The organism is Shinella sp. BE166, assembly GCF_051201095.1.
GTDB lineage: Bacteria > Pseudomonadota > Alphaproteobacteria > Rhizobiales > Rhizobiaceae > Shinella > Shinella lacus.
Genome location: NZ_JBPEHL010000020.1, coordinates 16,011 through 36,858, shown reverse-complemented (window position 1 = coordinate 36,858; position 20,848 = coordinate 16,011). Strand labels below are relative to the sequence as shown.

The 20,848-nt window shown below is 66.7% G+C and carries 21 protein-coding genes; 5 read left to right on the top strand and 16 right to left on the bottom strand.

Going from position 1 to position 20,848, the window contains the following annotated elements; genetic code table 11:
- Positions 1-19: 19 nt before the first annotated feature.
- The gene (locus tag J2Y63_RS30670; RefSeq protein ID WP_435269115.1) at positions 20-709 is read left to right on the top strand and encodes an aspartate/glutamate racemase family protein; all 690 of its coding nucleotides are present in this window, start codon (positions 20-22) and stop codon (positions 707-709) included.
- Here the strand turns inward: J2Y63_RS30670 and J2Y63_RS30665 are convergent.
- Positions 706-1,290 carry a tyrosine phosphatase family protein gene (locus tag J2Y63_RS30665; protein ID WP_435269114.1) on the bottom strand — a complete coding sequence of 195 codons (585 nt, stop codon included), beginning with the start codon at positions 1,288-1,290 and terminating at the stop codon, positions 706-708. The genes J2Y63_RS30670 and J2Y63_RS30665 overlap by 4 nt on opposite strands.
- 134 nt (positions 1,291-1,424) lie before the next feature.
- On the opposite strand from J2Y63_RS30665, the gene J2Y63_RS30660 reads away from it, so the two are divergent.
- On the top strand, positions 1,425-2,285 hold the full coding sequence (locus tag J2Y63_RS30660) for an NmrA family NAD(P)-binding protein (protein ID WP_435269113.1): 861 nt from the start codon (positions 1,425-1,427) through the stop codon (positions 2,283-2,285).
- 19 nt (positions 2,286-2,304) lie between these two features.
- On the opposite strand, the gene J2Y63_RS30655 is transcribed toward J2Y63_RS30660, so the two are convergent.
- From J2Y63_RS30655 to J2Y63_RS30600, 12 genes are all read right to left on the bottom strand, one after another.
- Positions 2,305-3,099, bottom strand: coding sequence for an ABC transporter permease (locus J2Y63_RS30655; RefSeq protein ID WP_369431696.1), 795 nt, complete (start codon positions 3,097-3,099; stop codon positions 2,305-2,307).
- A gap of 12 nt (positions 3,100-3,111) precedes the next feature.
- Positions 3,112-3,993, bottom strand: a complete 882-nt coding sequence (locus J2Y63_RS30650) for an ABC transporter permease (RefSeq protein ID WP_435269112.1) — start codon at positions 3,991-3,993, stop codon at positions 3,112-3,114.
- Entirely contained in the window at positions 3,990-5,057 is a 1,068-nt protein-coding gene (locus tag J2Y63_RS30645) for an ABC transporter ATP-binding protein (RefSeq protein ID WP_435269111.1), read from the bottom strand. The genes J2Y63_RS30650 and J2Y63_RS30645 overlap by 4 nt, the downstream gene beginning before the upstream one ends.
- Positions 5,058-5,073: 16 nt before the next feature.
- Positions 5,074-6,129, bottom strand: a complete 1,056-nt coding sequence (locus tag J2Y63_RS30640) for an ABC transporter substrate-binding protein (protein WP_435269110.1) — start codon at positions 6,127-6,129, stop codon at positions 5,074-5,076.
- Between the two features lie 57 nt (positions 6,130-6,186).
- Positions 6,187-6,849 carry an RraA family protein gene (locus J2Y63_RS30635; protein ID WP_256119153.1) on the bottom strand — a complete coding sequence of 221 codons (663 nt, stop codon included), beginning with the start codon at positions 6,847-6,849 and terminating at the stop codon, positions 6,187-6,189.
- 11 nt (positions 6,850-6,860) lie between these two features.
- A complete protein-coding gene (locus J2Y63_RS30630) occupies positions 6,861-7,664 on the bottom strand; it encodes a carbon-nitrogen hydrolase family protein (RefSeq protein ID WP_435269109.1) in 804 nt (267 codons plus the stop codon).
- 105 nt (positions 7,665-7,769) lie between these two features.
- Entirely contained in the window at positions 7,770-8,666 is an 897-nt protein-coding gene (locus tag J2Y63_RS30625; protein WP_256119155.1) for a LysR family transcriptional regulator, read from the bottom strand.
- A 60-nt stretch (positions 8,667-8,726) separates the two neighbouring features.
- A complete protein-coding gene (locus tag J2Y63_RS30620) occupies positions 8,727-10,223 on the bottom strand; it encodes an amino acid permease (protein ID WP_435269108.1) in 1,497 nt (498 codons plus the stop codon).
- Between the two features lie 26 nt (positions 10,224-10,249).
- Positions 10,250-10,609 (bottom strand): DUF1937 family protein, encoded by a 360-nt coding sequence (locus J2Y63_RS30615; RefSeq protein WP_435269107.1) that lies wholly within the window; start codon positions 10,607-10,609, stop codon positions 10,250-10,252.
- A 38-nt stretch (positions 10,610-10,647) separates the two neighbouring features.
- A complete protein-coding gene (locus J2Y63_RS30610; protein WP_435269106.1) occupies positions 10,648-12,039 on the bottom strand; it encodes an FGGY family carbohydrate kinase in 1,392 nt (463 codons plus the stop codon).
- A complete protein-coding gene (locus J2Y63_RS30605; protein ID WP_435269105.1) occupies positions 12,040-13,257 on the bottom strand; it encodes an NAD(P)/FAD-dependent oxidoreductase in 1,218 nt (405 codons plus the stop codon).
- Between the two features lie 190 nt (positions 13,258-13,447).
- The gene (locus J2Y63_RS30600) at positions 13,448-14,851 is read right to left on the bottom strand and encodes an NAD(P)/FAD-dependent oxidoreductase (protein WP_435269104.1); all 1,404 of its coding nucleotides are present in this window, start codon (positions 14,849-14,851) and stop codon (positions 13,448-13,450) included.
- 246 nt (positions 14,852-15,097) lie between these two features.
- Here J2Y63_RS30600 and J2Y63_RS30595 point away from each other — a divergent pair, with 246 nt between their 5' ends.
- Positions 15,098-15,883, top strand: a complete 786-nt coding sequence (locus J2Y63_RS30595; protein WP_435269103.1) for a DeoR/GlpR family DNA-binding transcription regulator — start codon at positions 15,098-15,100, stop codon at positions 15,881-15,883.
- Between the two features lie 31 nt (positions 15,884-15,914).
- Here the strand turns inward: J2Y63_RS30595 and zwf are convergent, their stop codons facing one another.
- Positions 15,915-17,372, bottom strand: coding sequence for a glucose-6-phosphate dehydrogenase (gene zwf / locus J2Y63_RS30590; RefSeq protein ID WP_435269102.1), 1,458 nt, complete (start codon positions 17,370-17,372; stop codon positions 15,915-15,917).
- A gap of 201 nt (positions 17,373-17,573) precedes the next feature.
- Positions 17,574-18,362: a DUF4394 domain-containing protein gene (locus J2Y63_RS30585; RefSeq protein ID WP_435269101.1), complete on the bottom strand. Its 789-nt coding sequence runs from the start codon at positions 18,360-18,362 to the stop codon at positions 17,574-17,576.
- Between the two features lie 239 nt (positions 18,363-18,601).
- On the opposite strand from J2Y63_RS30585, the gene J2Y63_RS30580 reads away from it, so the two are divergent.
- Positions 18,602-19,156, top strand: a complete 555-nt coding sequence (locus tag J2Y63_RS30580) for a sigma-70 family RNA polymerase sigma factor (protein ID WP_069062361.1) — start codon at positions 18,602-18,604, stop codon at positions 19,154-19,156.
- The gene (locus tag J2Y63_RS30575) at positions 19,153-19,851 is read left to right on the top strand and encodes an anti-sigma factor (RefSeq protein ID WP_435269100.1); all 699 of its coding nucleotides are present in this window, start codon (positions 19,153-19,155) and stop codon (positions 19,849-19,851) included. The genes J2Y63_RS30580 and J2Y63_RS30575 overlap by 4 nt, the downstream gene beginning before the upstream one ends.
- Before the next feature lie 81 nt (positions 19,852-19,932).
- On the opposite strand, the gene J2Y63_RS30570 is transcribed toward J2Y63_RS30575, so the two are convergent.
- Positions 19,933-20,832 carry a DMT family transporter gene (locus J2Y63_RS30570; RefSeq protein ID WP_069062363.1) on the bottom strand — a complete coding sequence of 300 codons (900 nt, stop codon included), beginning with the start codon at positions 20,830-20,832 and terminating at the stop codon, positions 19,933-19,935.
- Between the last annotated feature and the right edge of the window lie 16 nt (positions 20,833-20,848).

The following is a 20,848-nucleotide window of genomic DNA, read 5'->3' as shown; positions in this document are numbered from 1 at the left end:
GCTGGAGCTTGAACCAAGCATGACCCCGCACATCCTGTTGATCAATCCCAACAGTTCCGAGGCGACGAGCGAGATGATGCACGCCATCGCGCTCAACGCTCTCGCCGGCAGGCTGGCGGTGAAAACCGTCACCGCAAGCCGGGCGCCGACCATGATCGTCACGCCCGAACAGCTCACGGCTTCGGCCGCCGAGGTGGTCGAGCTGGGCACGGCGCATGGCAAGGCCAATGGGCGAGGGTGTGTGGGGATCATCGTCAGCGCCTTCGGCGATCCCGGCCTTGCCGAGCTTCGCCGCAAGGTGGCGGTTCCGGTGGTCGGCATCTGCGAGGCCTCGATGATCGAGGCCTCGGAGGGCGGGCGCCGGTTCGGCGTGGCGACCTCCACGCCGGATCTCGCCGAGGCGATCGGCCAGCGGGCGCATGATCTCGGCCTTGCCCATCTCTATACGGGCATCCGCTGTACGGCGGGCGATCCGGTGGCGCTTGCCGCCGATCCCGCCCTTCTCATCGAAGCGCTCGCCGGTGCGGTCGGCGCGTGCATCGAGGAGGACGCCGCTGAGGCCGTGGTCATCGGCGGCGGCCCGCTCGGCGAAGCGGCACAAGCGCTCCGCCCCCGCTTCGGCAAGCCGGTGCTGGGGCCGATCCCGTCCGCCGTGGAGCGCATCGTTGGCCTCATCGGCGAGGCCGACCGGGTGTCCAGGGCGATCTAGTCGAGGATCGCCATCTTCAGCTCGGCGTCGCGGCCGAGCGTCGTCATCCATTCGGTGAACTGCGGCCGGCTTTTGATCTGCCGGCCGTAATGGCGTCGGAGGGCGGCTGTGAGGTCGCCCTTTCGGCTGAGCTGTTCATCGGCGAAACCCACCATCTGCGAATTCGGCCAGGCCTGCGGGCGGATGGCGACGAGGCGGGCGAACAGGCTTTCGGCCGGCTCGTCCGGGTTCGCCTGCGCCATCAGCGTCAGCATGGCCGCCGTCGAGCGCGACACGCCCATATGGCAGTGCACCAGAAGGTGGCTCGGCCCCTTGGCATCCTGCCGGGCCTGGAAATCCGTGCCGAAGCGCAGGATTTCCTGCACATGGTCGGGATGCGGCATCACGCGTTCCGGGGCGGCGGCGATGATGTCGTGGAAGCGCAGCGTCGTGCGGTGATGCGTGCCATAGGCCAGGAAGGCTTCCAGTTCCGGATAATCCGGATCGATGATGGAGAGCACATGGGTGACGTTGCGCGTGCCGTGACCCGGCAGTTCATCGATCCCGCACACCGTCAGCTCCGGCGTAAAAACCACATCCATGTCCATCTCCAACAACGCGTTTCGGCTTTGCCGCAGATAGCACCTGCGCCGCCCGCCCGGCAAACCTATTCGGCCCGGTTTTGGAACCCTGTCGCGGCAAATGGGTTTTTTCGGGGAAGACCAGGAGGTGACCCATGTTTGTCGTTCTCGGAGCAACCGGCCATATCGGCGCAAACCTCGTGCGCGCGCTCGACCAGGCGGGCCAGCGGGTGATCGCCGTGCTGCACGATGCGGACAAGGCCGGCGCCATCGCGACGGCGAGGGTGGAGCCGGCCGCGGTCGACATCACCGACACCGAGGCCCTGCACAAGGTGCTGCGCTGCGGCCACCGCGCCTTCCTGCTCAACCCGCCGGCCGACACGCGCGGTGACAGCGACGCCGCCGAACTTGCGACGGCGCGCAGCATCACCGATGCCCTTGCGGGTTCCGGCCTCGAAAAGATCGTCGTCGCCTCGACCTACGGCGCGCAGAAGGGCGAGGCGATCGGCGATCTCTCGGTGCTCTACGACTTCGAGCAGCGGGCGAAGGCGAGTGGCATTCCGACGGCGATCGACCGCGCGGCCTACTATTACACCAATCTCGACATGCTGCTGGACCCGGCGCGGGGCGGCACGCTGCCCACCGCCTTTCCGGCCGACATGGTGCTGCCGATGGTCTCGCCGACGGATCTGGCGGAGGCGGCCTATCGCCGGCTGGTGAGCGGGCTCGACGATGTCGGCATCCGCTATGTGGAAGGTCCGCGGGCCTATACGTTCCAGGACGTCGCCAACGCCTTTTCCGCCACGCTCGGCCGTCCGGTGGTGGTGGAGACCACGCCGCGGGAACATTGGGAGCAGAGTTTTCGCGACGCCGGCTTTTCCGCCGAGGCGGCGCGCGCCTATGCCCGCATGACGGCGGCGACGGTGGACGCGCCGGCACGGCCGGACAATCCTATCCGCGGCACGGTGACCTTGCAGGCCCATATCGACAGCCTGATCGCCTCCGGCACGGCATGAGCCGGAGGCGAGGGGGGGTCTACTTCACGAAGGCCTTGCCGAGGCCCATGGCGCGTTCCACGATCATGATGACGGCGAGCGTCAGCAGGATGAGGAGCGCGGAGGCGGCGGCGACGAGCGGGTCGGCCTGGTTGTAGACGTAGTTGTAGAGCTCGACGGGCAGCGTGCTGATGCGCGGGCCGGTGAGGAACAGCGTGATCACCACCTCGTCGAACGAGACGAGGAAGCACAGCGCTGCCGCCGCGACGATGCCGGGCGTCAGCATGGGCACGGTGACGCGGAAGAACACGGTGAGCGGCTTGGCCCCCAATGTGCGCGCCGCCTCCTCGCAGGCGCGGTCCTGCGTGCTGAGCGAAACGGCCAGCACCCGCAGCGCATAGGGCAGCGTCACCACCAGATGGGCGAAGACCAGGCCGTGCATCGTCGCCAGCAGCCCGAAGGAGGCGAAGACGATGAGGATGGCGAGACCGAGCACGATGGTGGGCAGCAGCAGGGGCGCGGTGAACAGGTTGAACAGCAGGTCGCGGCCGGCGAAGGTGAGCCGCGTCATCACCCAGGCGGCGGGCACGGCGATGACGATCGACAGGGCCGTGACGATGGCCGCGAGCGACAGGCTCGTCCAGAAGGCCTGCAGCATCTGGCTGTTGGCGAAGAGCGCCGAATACCAGCGTGTCGACCAGAAGGACGGCGGGAAGCGCAGCACCTGGTCGCCCGAGAACGACAGCGGGAAGACGAGGATGACCGGCGCCAGCAGGTAGACGAAGAGCAGGAAGACGAGGATGCGCATCGGCCAGGAGGTCTTGTGGATTTCCATCATCTTTCCCTCCTAATCGAGGCGCCGCAGCACGGCGGAGTAAGCCCACAATGCCGCACCGAAGACGATGAGCACGAGGATCGACAGCGTCGAGGCGAGCGGCCAGTTGAGCGTGACGATCGCCTGGTCGTAGATCTCGGTCGCCAGCAGGAAGACCCGCCCGCCGCCCATCAGCTTGGGCGTGATGAAGGACGAGACCGCCAGCACGAAGCAGAGCAGGCAGCCGAGCGCGATGCCGGGCAGCGTCAACGGCAGGATGACCTTCATGAAGGTGCGCGACGGCGTGGCGCCGAGCGTGCGCGCGGCCTCTTCCACCCGCGGATCCAGCCGGCCGAAACCCGCCATCAGTGCGAGGATCATGTAGGGCATCAGGATTTCGGTCAGCCCGATGAAGACGCCCTTGATGTTGAACATCAGGCTCGGCGCCGGCAGGCCGAGCGCCTTGATGGCGCCGACCACCGGGCCGTCGTCGACGAGGATGGCGATCCAGCCATAGGTGCGCACCACGGCGGAGGTCAGAAGCGGCGAGATGACCAGCACGGTGAGGAAGGTGCGCCAGGCGCCGGAGGCGCGGTGCAGGTAGAGCGCGATCGGATAGGAGACGACGAGCGTGGTCAGCGTGATCGCCAGGCTGAGCCAGACCGAGTTGAACACCAGTTCGAGATAGAACGGATCGCTGAGCAGCCCCGCCCAGTTCTCCCAGGTGAAAACGGCCTCGATGCCGCCGCCGACGCGCGATTTGTTGAAGGAATAACGCGCCAGATTCAGCACCGGCAGGATGAAGCCGATCGCGTTGATGAGCGCGATGGGCAGGAGCAGGAGCACGGCGAGCTCGCCGTCGCGCCATTGGCGCGGCGCCGCCGGAACGGGGGTGGTGGTGGGGACGGCGCTCATTGTTCGGCCGCCGGATAAACGAGCGTGTCTTCCGCCGACCAGCCGAGCGTGACCGTGTCGCCGACGGCAAGCGGGCTGCGGTCGCGCCGCGTCGCCTCTTCCACGACCACCTCGGCATCGCCGACGCGCACGGCATATTGCACGAGGTCGCCGATGAAGGTGATGCCGGAGACGGCGCCCTTCACCTTGTTGGCGGTCTCGGCGGTGTCATCGATGCGGATGCGGTGCGGGCGCACGAGGATTTCGACGGCGCCGGTTGGAAGGGTCGTCGCGGAGCGGAGCTGGTGGCCGGCGGCCGTCAGCGTGCCCTCGGCGGTGATCGCGCCCTTGAGGCGGTTGGTGCGGCCGACGAAATTGGCGACGAAGGCGGTGGCCGGGCGTTCATAGACCTCGGTCGGCGTGCCGAACTGCTCGACGCGCCCGCCGCGCATCACCACGACGCGGTCGCACATCGACAGCGCCTCGACCTGGTCGTGCGTGACGAAGACGGCGGTGATGCCGCTCTGCTGCTGGAGCGCGCGGATCTGCACGCGCATCTCGTCGCGCAGTTTCGCGTCGAGGTTCGACAGGGGCTCGTCGAGCAGCAGGATCGACGGCTCGATGACGAGCGCGCGGGCGAGCGCCACGCGCTGCTGCTGGCCGCCCGACAGTTCCTTCGGCTTGCGGTGGGCGAGATGGCCAAGCTGGACCATGTCCAGCGCCTGCGCCGCCCGGCTTTCCGCATCGCGCGACGGGATGTTGCGCATCTGGAGGCCGAACGCGACATTGCGCGTGACGTTCATGTGCGGAAACAGCGCATAGCTCTGGAACACCATGCCCATGTCGCGATCATGGATGGGAAGGCGCGTGATGTCGCGCCCTCCCACCATGATGCGGCCCCGGGAGGGTTTGTTGAGCCCGGCGATGATGCGCAGCGTCGTGGTCTTTCCGCATCCCGACGGGCCGAGGAAGGCGACCATCTCGCCCTTGCGGACCGAGAGGTCGAGCGCGGGGATGACGTTGACGGCGCCGAAGCTGACGCCGATCCCTTCCAGTCTGAGATGCTCTTCGGGTGCAGATGTCATCGGTTGCAGACCTCCATCAACGGCTGAGCGGGATGACGCGACGGCGCCACTGCTCGGTGATGGCATCGCGGATCTTGGCGACCTCGAGCCAGTTGATGTCGATCATCTTGTCCATCGCGCCGGCGGCGGTGCGGCTCAGGGCTTTCTCCGAGATGAGCGCGGCGGCCTTGGAATTGGTCGGCGCGTAGAACATCTGCTCGGTGAAGGCGGCCTGCGCCTCCGGGCTGAGTGCATAGTCGATGAATTTCTTGGCACTGTCGCTGGCGGGGCCGCCCTTGACGAGGCCGATCACGTTGATCTGGAAGCCGCTGCCTTCCTCCGGCAGCACGACGCCGAGCTTGCCGTCGGAGAGATCGGCATAGACCTGCGCGCGGGCGTTCCAGCCGATGCCGATGGCCGCTGTGCCGCTGGAAATCGGCTGGTAGACGTCCGGCCGCGGTTCCCAGGTCTGCACGAGGGGGGCGAGCTCCGCCAGCCGGTTGATGCCGGCCTCGACGCTTTCGATGTAGTTGGTGCCGCCCGCCATCTTGTCGGTGAGGATGGTGAAGGTCGTGCCCTGGATATCCGGCACGGCGGGAATGGAGACCTGCTTGGCATATTGCGCGTCCCACAGCGCATTCCACGAGGTGGGCACCGTCTTCACCTTATCGGTGTTGTAGAGCAGGATGAGGTTGTCGAAGGTGACGCCGACGGCGTTCACGCCTTCGGCCTTCGCCTGCGGGTAGAGGTCGGCGAGATGCTTGGTCACGCTCTCGTCCATCGGCGCGAAGATGCCCTCGTCGGTCGCGGCCTTGGCGACGGAGACATCCATGATGGCGATGTCGATCTGCGGCGCGCTTGCCTGGGCGCGCAGCGTGCCGAGCATCTGGGCGGAGTTGGGCATGCCGTAGAATTCGACGGTAATGTCCGGATTGGCCTTCATGAAGGGCTCGACGACGGCCTTCACGTAGTTTTCCTGGAAAATGCCGGAATAGGCCGTGAGCACCACCGTATCGGCCATCGCCACCGAAGTGGCGAGGGCCATGGCAAGCGCGGCAAGGCCGGCGCGGGTTGCGTGTCTGGTCGTGGTCATGAGTTTTCCTCCACTCTTGGACCGAATTGTTCCCGTATGCTTATAGTTTGGGCCGCCTCAGGCGGCCGAGGCTTCCACGATTTTCGTGGCGCCGGATATGTCGGGCAGCTTCTCGCCCTTGCGCAGGCGTTCGAGCAGCACGAGTTCGCTTTCCTGCATGGCGAGCGCCTTGTCGACCGCCCATTCCGCCTTCGACGGATCGAGCACCAGCACACCGCTTTCATCCGCAATCACGGCGTCCCCCGGATTGACCGTCTGCCCGCCGACCGAGACCGGCACGTTGATCGCGCCTTCGAGCCCGAGGATCTTGGTGGTGATCGGCGAGGGGCCGCGGCACCACATGGGCAGGTCGACGCGGCGGATCTCGGAGAAATCCGTCGCCGGGCCATCGATGACCGCGCCGACGATGCCGCCGAGCTTCATCGAATGGGTGACCACGCCGCCCCAGCAGGCGTGTTTGTCATCGCCGCAGCGGTCGACGACGATGAAATCGCCCGGCCGCACCAGCTTGGTGAGATAGTGCAGGATGGTCGAATCCGCATGGGGCAGGCGCACGGTGACGGCCGTGCCGCCGACGCGCTTTTCCGGCAGGACCGCGCGCAGCTCCCGGTTCAGGAAACCCGAATGCAGGAAATGGCCGACGGTCGCGGTCTCGACCTGTTCCATCTTCTTTATGAGTGCCGGAGCAATCTGCTGCGGCATGGGGTTGACGATGAACATGGCTCTTTCCTTCACAGAACGTGATGCTGGGCGACGGGCACGTCGCGGCGCACGCTGCCGATGCGGTCGAGGTCGAGGCGGGCCGAGGCGGCGCTGACGCCATCCGAGCACTGGGCGATCATGTGGCCCCAGGGATCGATGACCATGGAATGGCCCCAGCACCATTTCTTGCCGTCGGCATGGGCACCCGCCTGGCCGACCGCGACGAAATAGGTCTGGGTCTCGATGGCGCGGGCGCGGGCGAGCACTTCCCAATGGTCCTTGCCGGTCATCAGCGTGAAGGCGGCGGGGAGCACGATGACGTCGGCGCCCTTGTCGCGCAGTGCGCGGAACAGTTCCGGGAAGCGGATGTCGTAGCAGATGGCGCAGCCGACCGTGGTGTCGCCGACCTTGTAGGTCACCACGTCCTCGCCGCGGCCGATCGTGTCGGATTCGCGGTAGGAGACGCCGCCGGGCGTGTCGACGTCGAACAGGTGGATCTTGCGGTATTTTGCGATTTCCTTGCCCTCGGGGCCGAAGACCACGGTGGCGTTGTAGTGGCTGTTACCGGCCTTCTCGACCATCGAGCCGGCATGCAGCGTCACGCCGAGTTCCTTGGCGAGTGCTGCAAAGCGCTGGTACGTCGGGCCGTCCGGGAAGCTTTCGCCGCTGCCGTGCACCGCATCGCGGCCCTCGCCGAGAAAGGCGAAATATTCCGGCAGAACCACCAGGTCCGGACCCTCGGCGGCGACCACGTCGCGCACCATGCGCTCGGCTTCGTCGAGGTTTTTCGCTTTGTCGGAACCGGAATTCATTTGCACAATACTGATCTTCATCGAAGTCCTCCAAGTCTCAGTCCGGGTATCGTCAGGCCAGAAGATTGGAATGACAAACGACAAAGAATTGTCGTCCCTGATAGAAAAAACTTGTGTGGACGTTCTTTAAGCCGAGATGCCGGTCGTGTCGAGCGAAGCCTCTCTTGCGATGACGGAAAGCATTGAGGGGATTAGGTTTTCCGGGTCGTCGGCATAGACCGCGTGGAGTTTCAGGGCCGGAAATTGCGGGGTGATCGACAGGCGCTCGACCACGCCTTCGGCGATCATCGGCACCACCATGGGCACCGGCAGCAGCGCCACGCCGATGCCGTCGCGGGCGAGCCGCAGCATGGCGGAGAGCGAGTTGGAATTGGAAATGACCGGCGGCTGCACGCCCATTTCCTCGAACTGCCGGAGCAGCCAGATATGCGGCACGCTGTTGCGCGAGAAGGTCAGAACGGGGTGTTCGGCGAGGTCATGCAACGTGAGTTCGCGCCCGCCGAGACCGAAGGACGGCGTTGCCACCCAGGCGCATTCCATGGTGCCGAGATCGATGTTCTTGAGGCCGGGGGTGAGCACCGGGCCCATCAGCAGCGCGAGATCGAGCCGGCGCTCGCTGATGTCCTTGCCGATCGCCAGCGACGTGTCGACGTTGAGATCGAGGCCAAGCGCAGGAAAGCGTTCCTTCACGCGCTCGATGAAATTGGGCAGCCAGGCATGCACGATGGAATCGATGGTGCCGATCGATACGGTGGCGCGCAGATGCTGCGGGCTGCCGATCGCCACCTTGAAGCTGGTCGCGGCCTTCAGCAGTTCCTCCGCCGGCTGCATGGCGCGCTGGCCGATGGTGGAAAGCCGCACGCCGCCCGGCACGCGCTCGAAGAGTTCGCAGCCCATCTCCGCTTCCAGGCTGGCGATGCGGTTGGAGACGGCGGCCTGGGTGGCGTTCAGCCGGTCGGCGGCGGCGCGAAAGCTGCCGAGCCGGGCCACCCAGACGAATGTTTCGACGAAACGCAGGTTCATGGCATGTCCCCCCGTTCCGTCGATACAGTCACAGCCGCGCGGTTTCCACGCGTTTTTTCGCTACTCGGCAGGCGTGGCGTTGAAATCGGCGCCGCGATCGGCGTCGAGGATCGCGTCGATGGCGATCAGCTCCGGCATCTTCAACCCCTTGGCGCCGCCGCGCGAGGCGAGCAGGTAGCCGAGATAGACGGCGCCGATGGCAAACATGATCGCCACATAGGACCAGGGTTTGGCGAAGGAGGCATCGCGGAAGATCGCGAGCTCGAAGGCAAGCCAGGCGATGGCGAGCACCAGGACCGGCACCTCCCATTTGCCGAGCGAAAAGCCCTGGCTCGGCGGAAGCTGGTGGCGCTTGGCGGCATACATCAGCACGGTCACCGCATAGATGATGGCCGGCAGCAGCGTGGCGGCGGAAAACAGCGAGAACAGCGCATCCGTCTGCTGCGAGAACAGCGCCAGGATCATCTCGCCGATCGCGGCGACGAGGATGGTCGCATTGACCGGCGTGTGCAGCGTCGGGCTGATCTTGTGCCAGAGCTGCCAGCCCGGGAAGCGCTCGTCGCGCGACATGGCCCAGACGAGGCGCGTGCCGGAGAGCAGGATGACGAGGCCGCAGGAGAAGATGGAGATTACCACCAGCACCAGGAGGATATTGCCGACGACCGGGCCGAGCACGCGGGAGATGACATCCGCGATGGGCGTGGCGGAAGTGCCGATCGCCGCCGGATCGCCGAGAAGCGCGGTAATGGCGACGAGGAACAGCATGCCGATGATGCCGAGGCTCAGCACCGCCTGCCACATGGCCTTGGGCACGACACGCGCCGGCTCGCGGGTCTCTTCCGCAAGGTTGGCGGCGGATTCGAAGCCGACGATGGTGAAGGCGCCGAGCAGCGTGCCCATGATCCACGGGCCGACCTTGGTCAATTCGCCGAAACCGTAATAGCCCTCCGGCGAGATGGTGCCGGTGCTGACGAGGTTGGAGAAGTCGAGTTCGTTGTTGAGGTAGCCGGCGGCGAAGAGCAGCACGACAAGGCCGATCATGCCGACGAGCTGGATGGTGACGGCCACCGCGTTGAAGCGCTGGGTGAATTTCGTGGAGAACGCGATCATCACCGCCTGCACGACGATGACGAGGCTGGTGATCCACCAGGCATTCGTCGGCGTGCCCTCATAGCCGAACAGCACCGGCAGCACGGTGGAGGCGATGGTGTAATCCACCGCGCAGAGCACGATGGCGAGGAAGGTGAAGCTGATCCAGCCCATGATCCAGCCGAAGACCGGATTGGAGATGCGCGAGGCCCATTGGTAGACATAGCCGGTGACGGGAATGCGCGCAGAGAGCGAGCCGAGGATGAAGGCGACCATCAGCTGGCCGACGACGACGACCGGCCAGGTCCAGATGCCCATCGGCCCGGACGTCGAGAGCATGGCGCCATAGGCGGTGAAGATGCCGGTGGCGATCGACACGAAGCCGAAGGCGACGGCGAAGGACTGGAAGGCAGTGACGTCGCGTTTCAGCGTGTCGTGCTCGCTTGCATGGTGTTTAGTGCTGTTCATGGTTCCCCTCCTGTTGAAAGTTCAGTTCATGCCGGAAAGTCGCTCTCGGCCTCGCTCCACAGGCTGACCCGCCGGCCGCGTTCCCTGAAGAAGTCGATCTCGCGGGCAACGCCGGCACTTTCCTTCCAGCCCGGTTCGTCGATGACGATCAGCTCCTCCATCGCCTCCATGAAGAGCGCATCGACCGGCGCCCAGAGGCGGCCGATCGCCGCCTTGTCGAGATGGGCGAGCTGGCCGTTGATCGGGTGCGACATGGAGACCTGGCTGAAGACAGCCGCCCCGTTCGCGACGATGCGGGCGGCGACCGCGTTGGAAATGTCGAAGCGCCGTTCCACGACGGCTTTGTCCGCATGCCCGTAGGGGCACGCGAGGAAGATTTTTCGCATGTCTGGCTCCGTGAGATTTTAAGGCGTTGCTGGCGGCGTCACCGCCAGGCGCGCGCCCTTTCGATGGCTTTGGCGAAACGGGCGTGGTCGGCGGCCCCGACCGTGCCGTCCGGCTTGAAGGTTTTTGCGGCGGTGCGCGCGCCGCGGACGTCGACGCCGGCGAGTTCCGCAAGTCCGAGCGCCGTCAGCTCGTGCATCGGTGCCACCGTGATCGCGCGGTTGCTGGCGGAGGCGAGGAACTGCGCGAAATAAGCGCTCTGCGACAGGCCGCCGTCGATGGAGATGCTCGGGCCGAGTTCGCCGACCTTGGCCGCCGCCTCGATCAGCCCGACCGTCAGCATGGCGATGCCTTCCAGCACCGCGCGCACCAGGTCGCGCCGGTCCGTCGCGTGGTCCATGCCGATGAAGAGGGGGGCGGCCTGGCGGTCCCAATAGGGTGCCGCAAGGCCGGACAGCGCCGGCACGAAGACGATGCCGCGGCTGAGCGCCGAGGGGCCTTCGAAGCTGCCGAGCTCCTCCATAGCCGAAAACAGGCCGATGTCGCGCGCCCATTCCAGCGCCGAACCCGCATCATAGACGCCGCCCTCGATGGCGAAGGTCGGGCCTTCGCCCGTCAAGTGCCAGGCGATGGTGGGCAGCAGGTCGGATTCCGCCGGGCGCCGGTCGCCGGCGATCGCTAGCAGGAAGGCGCCCGTGCCGAAGGTGATCTTGCAATCGCCGGGCTTGCGGCAATCATGCCCGAAGAGGGCGGCCTGCTGGTCGACGATGGAGACCTTGACCGGCGTGCCGCCGATCGTGCCGAAGCCGGCATCGACCGCGGCAATCTCCGGCAGGCACTGGCGCGGAACGCCGTGGAGCGCGCACATTTCTGCGCTCCAGGTGCCGGTCGCAAGATCGATCAGGCCGGTGCGCGAGGCGGTGGCGAGGTCGGTGCGGAAGGTGCCGCAGAGCCGGTCGAGGAAGAAGGCGTCGGTCGTGCCGAGCCGCAGGCGGCCGGCCTCAAGGGCGGCGGCGACGGCGGGCAGGGTCTTTACCAGCCAGGACAGCTTGCTGGCGGAAAAATAGGGATCGAGCGGCAGGCCGCTGACCGCCTTGGAGCGTGTTTCGGCCTCCGGGGGCAGGGCGGCGAGCGCCTCCGCCGTGCGCGAATCCTGCCAGACGATGACGGGCGACAGCGGCCTGCCGGTCTCCGCATCCCAGGCAAGGCAGCTTTCGCCCTGGTTGGAAATGGCGATGGCGTCGACCGGGCCGGCACCCTCCAGCACCGCCTCGATATTGCGCAGCAGCTCCTCCGGATCGTGTTCCACCCAGCCGGGGGCGGGGTGGTGCTGCGCATGGCGGCGCGTGCCGGCGACGCGCCAGGCGCCGCCATCCTCGATGACGAGGCAACGGGTGGATGTCGTGCCCTGGTCTATGGCGGCTACCCGCATCTAGTCTTCCTCCCTGAAACGAAAATGCACATGCTGCGCTTTTGGCGCATCCGGCGGAATGGGCACGAGGATGCGCCGCTCGGGCATCCAGAGGCCGCCCGCCTGCCAGACATCGCGCCCATCAAGCGCGAGCGAAAGCCGGCCGCGCACGCGCCGCAGCACGCGGAGCTGGAACTGCCGGAAGGCCGGGGCGGACGCGGTGCGGCGCAGGATGTTGGGCACGACGAGCTTGATCGGCGCATCGAAGGTGACGGGCACCGGGGCGCCGTCCTCGGGGTCGCGTCCAAAATCCTCGGCGATGGCCCTGCCGATGGCGCGGCCCTCGCGATAGGCCCAGCCGCCGGTCTCCACCGCGCGCAGGACATTGCCGGCGGCGAACATGCGCGGATCGAGCGAGCGGCCCTGCTGGTCGACCGCCGGCCCGGCGCTGCCCAGGTCCACGCCCAGGGCCGATTGCAGGAACAGCGCGGATTCCGGGGTGAATTGGCCGGTCAGCAGCACGCCGTCGCAGTCCAGCGTTTCGAGCTTTTCGGCGCGGCGGATGGTGACGGCCTCGACGCGGCTGCGGCCGAGAATGTCGACGATCTCGGCGCCGCGGTGGAAGGGGATGCCCATCAGGCTCGGGAACCAGGCAAGCGGCGCGCGGGCAAGCGCATGGGCGCGCGGCTCGATCATCGCGACGGGCCTTGCGCCATGGCTGAGACAGGTCAGCACCGCCGACAGCGAGACGAGCTCCGAGCCGACGATCAGCGGGCGGCGGAAGGGCAGCAGGCCGTGGAAGGCGAGATAGGATTGCAGCGTGCCCGTGGTCACGACGCCGATCGGCCGGTCGCCGGAGAGCAGCCGGGCGGAGCGCGGTTTTTCGCGCGCGCCCGTCGTGACGAGGATGCGCTCGGCCATCAGCTTTTCCACGCCGGGACCGGCGGTCACGAGCAGAGAACCCTCGCCAAGCTCCACCACCGAATGCCCGGTGCGGATATCGACACCGGCCTTCTCCGCCTCGCGCGTCAGCTTGCGGCCATAGGCGGCGCCGAAATAGACGCGGCCGAATTCCAGCATGCCGAAGGGCGAATGCGCGCAGTGCCGCGTCGCCCCGCCCAGCGCCGGCTCGCGATCAAGCAGGATGACCCGCCGGCCCTGCCGCCGAAGCTCGATCGCCGCCGCCACCCCGGAGGGTCCGCCGCCAACGACCAGCACATCCGCATCGAGAGCGCTCATCGGCCTGCCTCCGTGTCGTGGGGTCTTTGCGACGGGTGCGTCACCCCCTCATCCGCCTGCCGGCACCTTCTCCCCGTGGGGGAGAAGGGGAAGATCGCAAACTTCTCGTTTCTCCCTTCTCCCCCGCGGGGAGAAGGTGGCCCGAAGGGTCGGATGAGGGGGATGCCGAAAGCATGGACAGCAAACGCGCTCATCGCCCGCCCTCCGTGTCGATGGCGAGCGGCGTGGCGAGCTTGCCCTTGGTCATCTCCGCCAGCCGCGCATTGCAATAAAACCCCTGGCAGCGGCCCATGCCGGCGCGGGTGCGGCGGCGCAGTCCGCCGAAATCTCCCGGCGGCACGGGGCTTGAAAAGGTCGCCTCGATCTCGCGGCGCGTCACCAGCTCGCAGTGGCAGACGATCTCGCCGTGGTCCGGCCGCTGCCAGTCGCGCTCGCGGCATTCGGCGAGGTTGGGCGTGGCGATATCTGGCGCCTGCGCCGGCGGCGCGAAGGGGCCGGCGAAATCCGCATGGAGCTTCAGCGCGTGCTGGGCGAGGCCGAGGGCGGAGCTGAGGCCTGTCGAGCGGATGCCGCCGAGGGTGATCGCCCGGTGCTCCGGGCGCACGAAGACGCGGTAGCCCTTCTCTTCGCTCGCGGGCCTGAGCCCCGCATAGAGCGCGGTGACGGGCATGCCGGCGAGTGCCGGCACGATTTCCGCCGCGCGGGCGACGAGGGCTTCGAGCGTCTGGGTCTCGACGGTGGCGCGCACCCGGTCCTCCTGCTCTTCCGCCGTCGGGCCGACGAGCACGTTGCCGAAGGCCGTGGGACAGACGACGATGCCCTTAGTCACTTCCGTGGGCACGGGCAGGATGATGCGCGGCACATGGCGCGCCGCCGCCTTGTCGAGCACGACGAACTGGCCCTTGCGCGGCTTGATGCGGAAGCCGGGGGTAAAACCTAGGCGGGTATCGACGACATCGCCATAAAGCCCCGCCGTGTTGATGACGGTGTCGGCGAGGATCTCGCCCGCCGTCGTCTCCAGCCGCCAGCCGCCGTCGAAGGTGCCCTTGATCAGCTCGGCGCCGCGCAAAAACCGCGCGCCGAGCGCCACCGCCTGGGTGAGATAGGCGAGCGGCGCCGACCACGGGTCGATGATGTGCTCGCCCGGCACTTCCAGCGCCGCGACGAGCCGGTCGGAAAGCGACGGCATGGCCGCACGCGCCGCTTCGCCGGAGCGCAGCACCACGTCCGTCGTGCCGTTGTCGCGCGCCTGTCGTTCGATGCCGGCGAGCTTTTCGGCTTCCAGGGCGTTCCAGGCGCAGACATAGGCGCCGGTCGTCACCAAAGCGAGGTTCAGGCTGTCCCTGATCTCCAGATATTCCTGCCGGCCGGCGCGCACCAGCTCCAGTTCGAGGCTGCCGGGCGGCGCGTCGAAGCCGGTGTGCAGGATGGCGCTGTTGGCCTTGGAGGCGCCCGACAATATATCGGCGCCCTTCTCGACCAGGATCACCCTGGCGCCTGCCAGTGCGAACCGCCGGGCGACCGCACAGCCGACGACGCCCGCGCCGATGATGGCGACATCGTAGGTCTCCCCGGTCTGCGGCTGGCGTGGCACGGCATTCTCTCCCGTTCGGTCACATTATGACTGAACGGTATAAACTAAATGACCGAATGTAAAGCGGGATGACGGAGCAGGAAGGCCGCGAGACCGCCGGAGGGCATGCGAAAGCGCGATTTTGCGGGCGAGGCAAAATACGTCGAAATGACTGAACGGTCGGAATTCAGTCATTGACTTGACCGAACCGCAGGATACAACGGGAGAAATTCTGCAAATCGCGCGAATCCTTACGCGAATCCAGGCATGCAAGGGGGCGCCGTGAGGCCGGCCGATCGCCACGAAAAAATTGTGAAGCTCGTGCACAAGGCGGGCGAAGTGAGCGTCGACGACCTCGCCCAGACGCTTGGCGCCTCGCGCGAGACGATCCGCCGCGACCTCGCCAATCTCGATGCGATGGGCCGCCTGAAGAAATTCCACGGCGGTGCGCGCGTGCGCTCCAACACCGCGGTGGAGCCGGCGGTGGAGGGGCCTTTCGCGCTGCGCATGGCGGAAAACCTGCCGGCCAAGCGCCGCATCGCGCATGCCGCGGCGAGCCTGCTTGCGCCCGGCGACGCCGTCTTCATCGACACCGGCACGACGACGCTGATCCTCGCCGAGGCACTGGTGGACCTGCCGGCGCTGGTCGTCGTCACCAATTCCTGGCGCATCGCCGCCACGCTGTCGGCCAATCCGGACCACAAGGTTTTCCTGATCGGCGGCGCCTATGGCGCGGATGCCGGCGAATCGCTCGGCCAGTTCGCGGTGGAACAGATCCGAAAATTCCGCGCCCGCCATGCCTTCCTCACCGTCGGCGCGGTGGACGAACATGCCGTGATGGACTTCGACGCCGAGGTGACCGAGGTGGCGCAGACCATGATCGAGCGCGTCGACAGCGTCACGGTGCTGGCGGACGCCTCGAAATTCGGCAAGCGCGGTATTTTCGAGGTCGCCCCCTGGGGCAACATCGACCGCCTCGTCACCGACGAGGCCCCGCCCGCCGCGATTGCGGACGCGCTGAAGGGCGCGGGCACCGAGATCGTCGTCGCCTAGATCCGTCGGTGGATTTGATGCGGGCCGCCCGCTATTCCTTCGCCGAATCCCGCCAGGCGCGCTCGAACGGCAGGCGCCAGGCGTGCGGCGCGATGAGCTGGTGGATCGACTTCGGCCCCCAGCCGCCCTGGTCGTAGAGCCGCACCGGCGGCGGGTTGTCGAGCAGCGGCTGGGAGACCTCCCAGAGCCGCTCGATGCCCTCGGCGGTGGTGAACAGCGTGTGGTCGCCGCGCATCGCATCCAGGATCAGCCGCTCGTAGGCCTCCAGCACTTCGCCGATCAGGCCGGTTTCGCTCATGGCGAATTGCAGCGAGAGCTTGTCGAGGCGGAAGCCGGGGCCGGGGCGCTTGCCGTAGAAGGACAGCGAGACCTTGGAGGCATCGGCAAGGTCGAAGGTGAGATGGTCCGGACCCTGCGCGCCGACGCCGGAGCCCGCCGGGAACATGGATTTCGGCGGTTCGCGGAAGGCGATCGAGATGATGCGCTGCCCTTCGGCAAGGCGTTTTCCCGTGCGCAGGAAGAAGGGCACGCCGGCCCAGCGCCAGTTGTCGATGGCGCATTTGAGCGCGATGAACGTGTCGGTGTCGCTCTCCGGGTCCACGCCCGGCTCCTTGCGGTAGCCGATATATTGGCCGCGCACCACGTCGCGCGGCTCGATCGGCAGCATGGAGCGGAACACCTTGTTCTTCTCTTCCGAGATCGGCGCCGGCTCTAGCGCGGTCGGCGGCTCCATCGCCATGAAGGCGAGGATCTGGAAGAGGTGCGTCACGACCATGTCGCGATAGGCGCCGGTGGTCTCGTAGAAGGCGGCGCGGGTCGCAAGGCCGAGCGTTTCCGGCACGTCGATCTGCACATGGTCGATGAAGTTGCGGTTCCAGATCGGCTCGAACAGGCCGTTGCCGAAGCGGAAGGCCAGGATGTTCTGCGCTGGCTCCTTGCCGAGGAAATGGTCGATGCGGAAGATCTGCTTCTCGTCGAAGACCTCGTGCAGCTTCTTGTTGAGCTCCACGGCGCTGGCGAGGTCCGTGCCGAAGGGCTTTTCCATGATGATGCGGCAGCGCTCCACCAGCTGCGCCTCGGCGAGAAGCTGCACGGCGGGAAGGGCGGCCTTCGGCGGCACGGACAGGTAGTGCACGCGCCGCGTCTCCGGCCCCAGCGCTGCCTCCGCCTGCTCCACGGCCGCCTTCAGCGCGCCCGCGCCGGCATTGAGCGGCACATAGTCGAGGGATGCGGCGAAGGCCTCCCATTCGGCTTCCGTGAACTTGCGGGTCAGGAACTTGTCCAGCGATTCGCGGGCGATGGTGCGGAAGCTGTCCGCATTGATATCGTCGAGCGAGACGCCGACGATGCGGCAGCCGGGAATGAAACCGGCATTGATGAGGTGGAACAGCCCCGGCAGCAGCTTGCGCCGGGAGAGATCGCCCGTCGCACCGAACAGCACGACGACCTGTGGAAAGCCGGGACCGACCCGGGTGGAATTCTTGCGCAAAGTGCCCGTCCCCAACTCTTGCCTGATGCTCTCGGCACCAGACGCGACCACGCCCGGCCTGCGCCGTCGCGAAGCAGTCGTCTTCGTGCCTGAGGCCACAACAAACCCTCACCGATTTCAGGTGGAGTAGACGCATGGATTGGCAAGCCGATCAAGGGGGTATCGAAGCCGGCGGGTGCCGGCTCCGACTGCGTTCGTTCGTTACATCGCCGGCAGCACCGCGATGTCGCGCAGGTCGCTGTCGACGCCGGTGATATCGCCGACTTTCGTCGCGGCGCCGGTCTCCAGGTTGACGGTGTAAAGCGTCTTGCCGGCGGCGAGGAAGGCGGTGTTCGTGCCGTCTTCCGTTGCCTGGATGTCGAAGGCGTAGGCGGCCGGCATCGGCTCGATGCCGAGCTTGCCGATCGCCTTCAGCGTGCCGTCGTTCGGCTTGGTCTGCTGGATGAGCGCGCCGATCGTGGCATCGAGATTGTACATCGCCGTCTTCTCCGGCTTGCCGAAGGAATTGGTATAGGCGGCGGCGACGATGTTCGGGGTCTCGCCCTTGTGCATGTCGCCCTCCTCGAAGGCGAGCGTGCCGTCCACCGTGACGGCGCCGGTATCCGGATGGACGCGGTGGTTGGTCGTGCCGGTCATGAAGCGCAGGCGATCGGCCATCGGGTTGAAATCGACGACGACCGGCGCTTCGGAGAGATCGAGCGTCTTGTCCATCTTCGCGACATCGGTCGCCGCGCCGGTGTTGAGATCGATCGAGACGATGCGGTGGTCCGTGGTGACGCCGATGACGGTCTTGTTGCCGGGGCGGAAATCGATGCCGAGGAGCTTGTCGACGCCGCCGACCTCCATGGTTTTCGAGACGGCGGGCTTTTCCGTGTCGAACAGCACGAGCGTCTTGTCGCCGGCAAGGCCGAGGACGGGCGCGGCGGACGCCGTGGTGGCGAGAAGGCCGATGGCGAGGGAGGCGGTGAGGGCGTGGACGTGCTTGGTCATGTCGTTCTCCGGTGCTTTTGGCGTTAGAGAGAGGAAATGCTCTCCATTCGAAGACACATGGCGGGTGGCCTTTGGATGCAGCGTGCAAAAAAATATTTGCACGCTGCATCCAGCAGGGCTGTCCGGGTGTCTTCCTGTCACCAATGCCGGAGAGATGACTGGACGAAATCATGCGGATGATGGCAATTGCTTTTCAGGAAACCGCGGCCGACTGCAATGTTCGACGGAAAGAGGGTGGCTTGGCTTTTAGACCTGACGATCCGGACGAACTGGAAGCCGCAGTACTTGCCTGCGCCAGGGGAGAGCGAAGCGGGCTTCGCGTGATCTTCGATCGCGAAAGCGGGCGGCTGGTCGCCGTCGCGCAGCGCATCGTGCGCCGGCGCGAGCTTGCCGAAGAGGTCGTGCAGGAGGCCTTCATCCGCATCTGGACTCATGCGCATCAATATTCGCGGGAAAGAGGTTCGGCGCGCGGCTGGATCTATGCCATCGTCCGCAACCGCGCGCTCAACCTGCTGCGCGACGGCGGGCGCGAGGAGGCGGTCGACGACATCGAGGCATTGCAGGACCGCGACCATGCCAGCGAGGTCATGGCGGCCTGGCAGATGCTCGACCGCGACAGCCGCCTGCGCGAATGCCTCGACGGGCTGGAGGAAACGCGGCGCAGCGGCATTCTCATGGCCTATGTGGGCGGCTACACCCATGGCGAAATCGCCGGGCGCCTGCGCCTGCCGCTGGGCACGACCAAGTCGTGGATACGGCGCGGCCTTTCGGCGTTGAGGGAGTGCATGTCATGACCGGCGGCAGAGAGGACGTTCTTTCGCTTGCGGACGAATATGTGCTGGGCCTGCTGGATGCCGGCGAGGCGGCGGCCGTGGATGCGCGCATCGAGCACGATGAAGCCTTGCGCGCGGCGGTCGCGGCCAGCCGCGAGCGCTTCCTGCCGCTCGACACCCAGCTTGCGCCGGCCGCTGTTGATGACGGTCTATGGCGCCGGATCGAGGAGAGCCTGCCGGCGCGCGGCGAGCCCGCTCCGGTTGCCGCCCCGGCAAACGACAACAGGCGCTCCGGCTGGCGGCTGGCGGCGCTTTCCTCCATTGCCGCCACGCTGCTTTTGGCGGCGGGGCTCGTCTGGAGCCTCGGCCGCACGGTCGAGCCGGTGGTGATTGCCGTCCTGCTCAACGAGGCGGGCGAGGTGCAGGCGGTCGTCGAGGACTTCGGCAACGACACGGCCAATGTGCGCCTGCTCAGCGCCTTCGAGGTGCCGGCCGACAAGACCATTGAGGTCTGGACGCTCCCCTCGCGCGAGCTCGGCCCCGTTTCGCTCGGCCTTCTGGACGGCAGCCGGTCCGCCCGGCTGGAAGGGCCGACATTGCCCGATCCGAACGAAGACCAGCTTTACGAGCTGACGCTCGAACAGGCCGGCGGCTCCACGTCAGGCCGTCCCACCGGGCCGATCCTCGCCAAGGGCTTTGCCAGGGCGGTGCACTAACGCGCACCGCGCTCAGGGCGAGGTTGTCGCATATGGCGGGAAAACGGCAAAGTCGAATTCCATATGCGATAGCCCTGGCGCTCAGGGTGAGGCGATATTGCGCGGCGATAGCGCGACGCGGCGCTCCCAGATGACGAGGACCATGCTGGCGGCGACGATGAGGAAGGCGCCGATGAAGACGTTGAGGGCCGGGATTTCCGCCCAGATGGCGTAGCCGTAGACGAAGGCCCAGATCAGGCCGGTATATTCGACCGGCGCCAGCGCGGAGGCGGGGGCATAGCGAAAACCTTCGTAGAGCAGGAACTGCCCGAGCGTCGCCACGAGGCCGAGCGCGAACATCAGCATCCACCCTTCCGCATCGGGCGTCTTCCACATCCAGGGGAAGGTGGCCGCACAGGCGATGCCGAAGAGTAGGCTGGTCGCGAACATTTGCGTGAGCGTGCTCTCGCTGCGGCTGACGAGGCGGATGAGGATGGTGCTCCAGGCCCAGCAGAAGCCCGCGACGAGGCACATGGCGGCGGGGATGAGGTTGGGCGAATGGGACGGGTTGGCCGCGATGATGACGCCGACGAAACCGCCGACGCAGGCGATCCAGCGGCCGGCGCCCACGGCCTCCTTGAGCACGAGGATCGACAGGAAGACGGTGATGATCGGCGCGGAGAAATAGAGCGTGGTGAGTTCGGCGAGACCCAGATAGCGCGCGGCATTGTAATAGAGCAGCCAGGCGACGAGCATCAGCGCGGCGCGCAGCACGACGGTGCCGCGATAGGGGCTCTTGAGGATCGAGGGATGGCGGTAGAAGCGGATCAGTACGCCGGAGACCAGCACGATGACGAGGCTGCGCACGAACAGGATCTGCGGAACCTCGTAGGTCGCCACCATCCATTTCACCAGCGCATCCTGCATGGCGAAACAGGCATAGCCGGCCGAGGCCAGCGCAATGCCGGCCAGCGGTTTCGTGTCGATCAGTCCGGAACTCATGATGGCCTCAAGATGT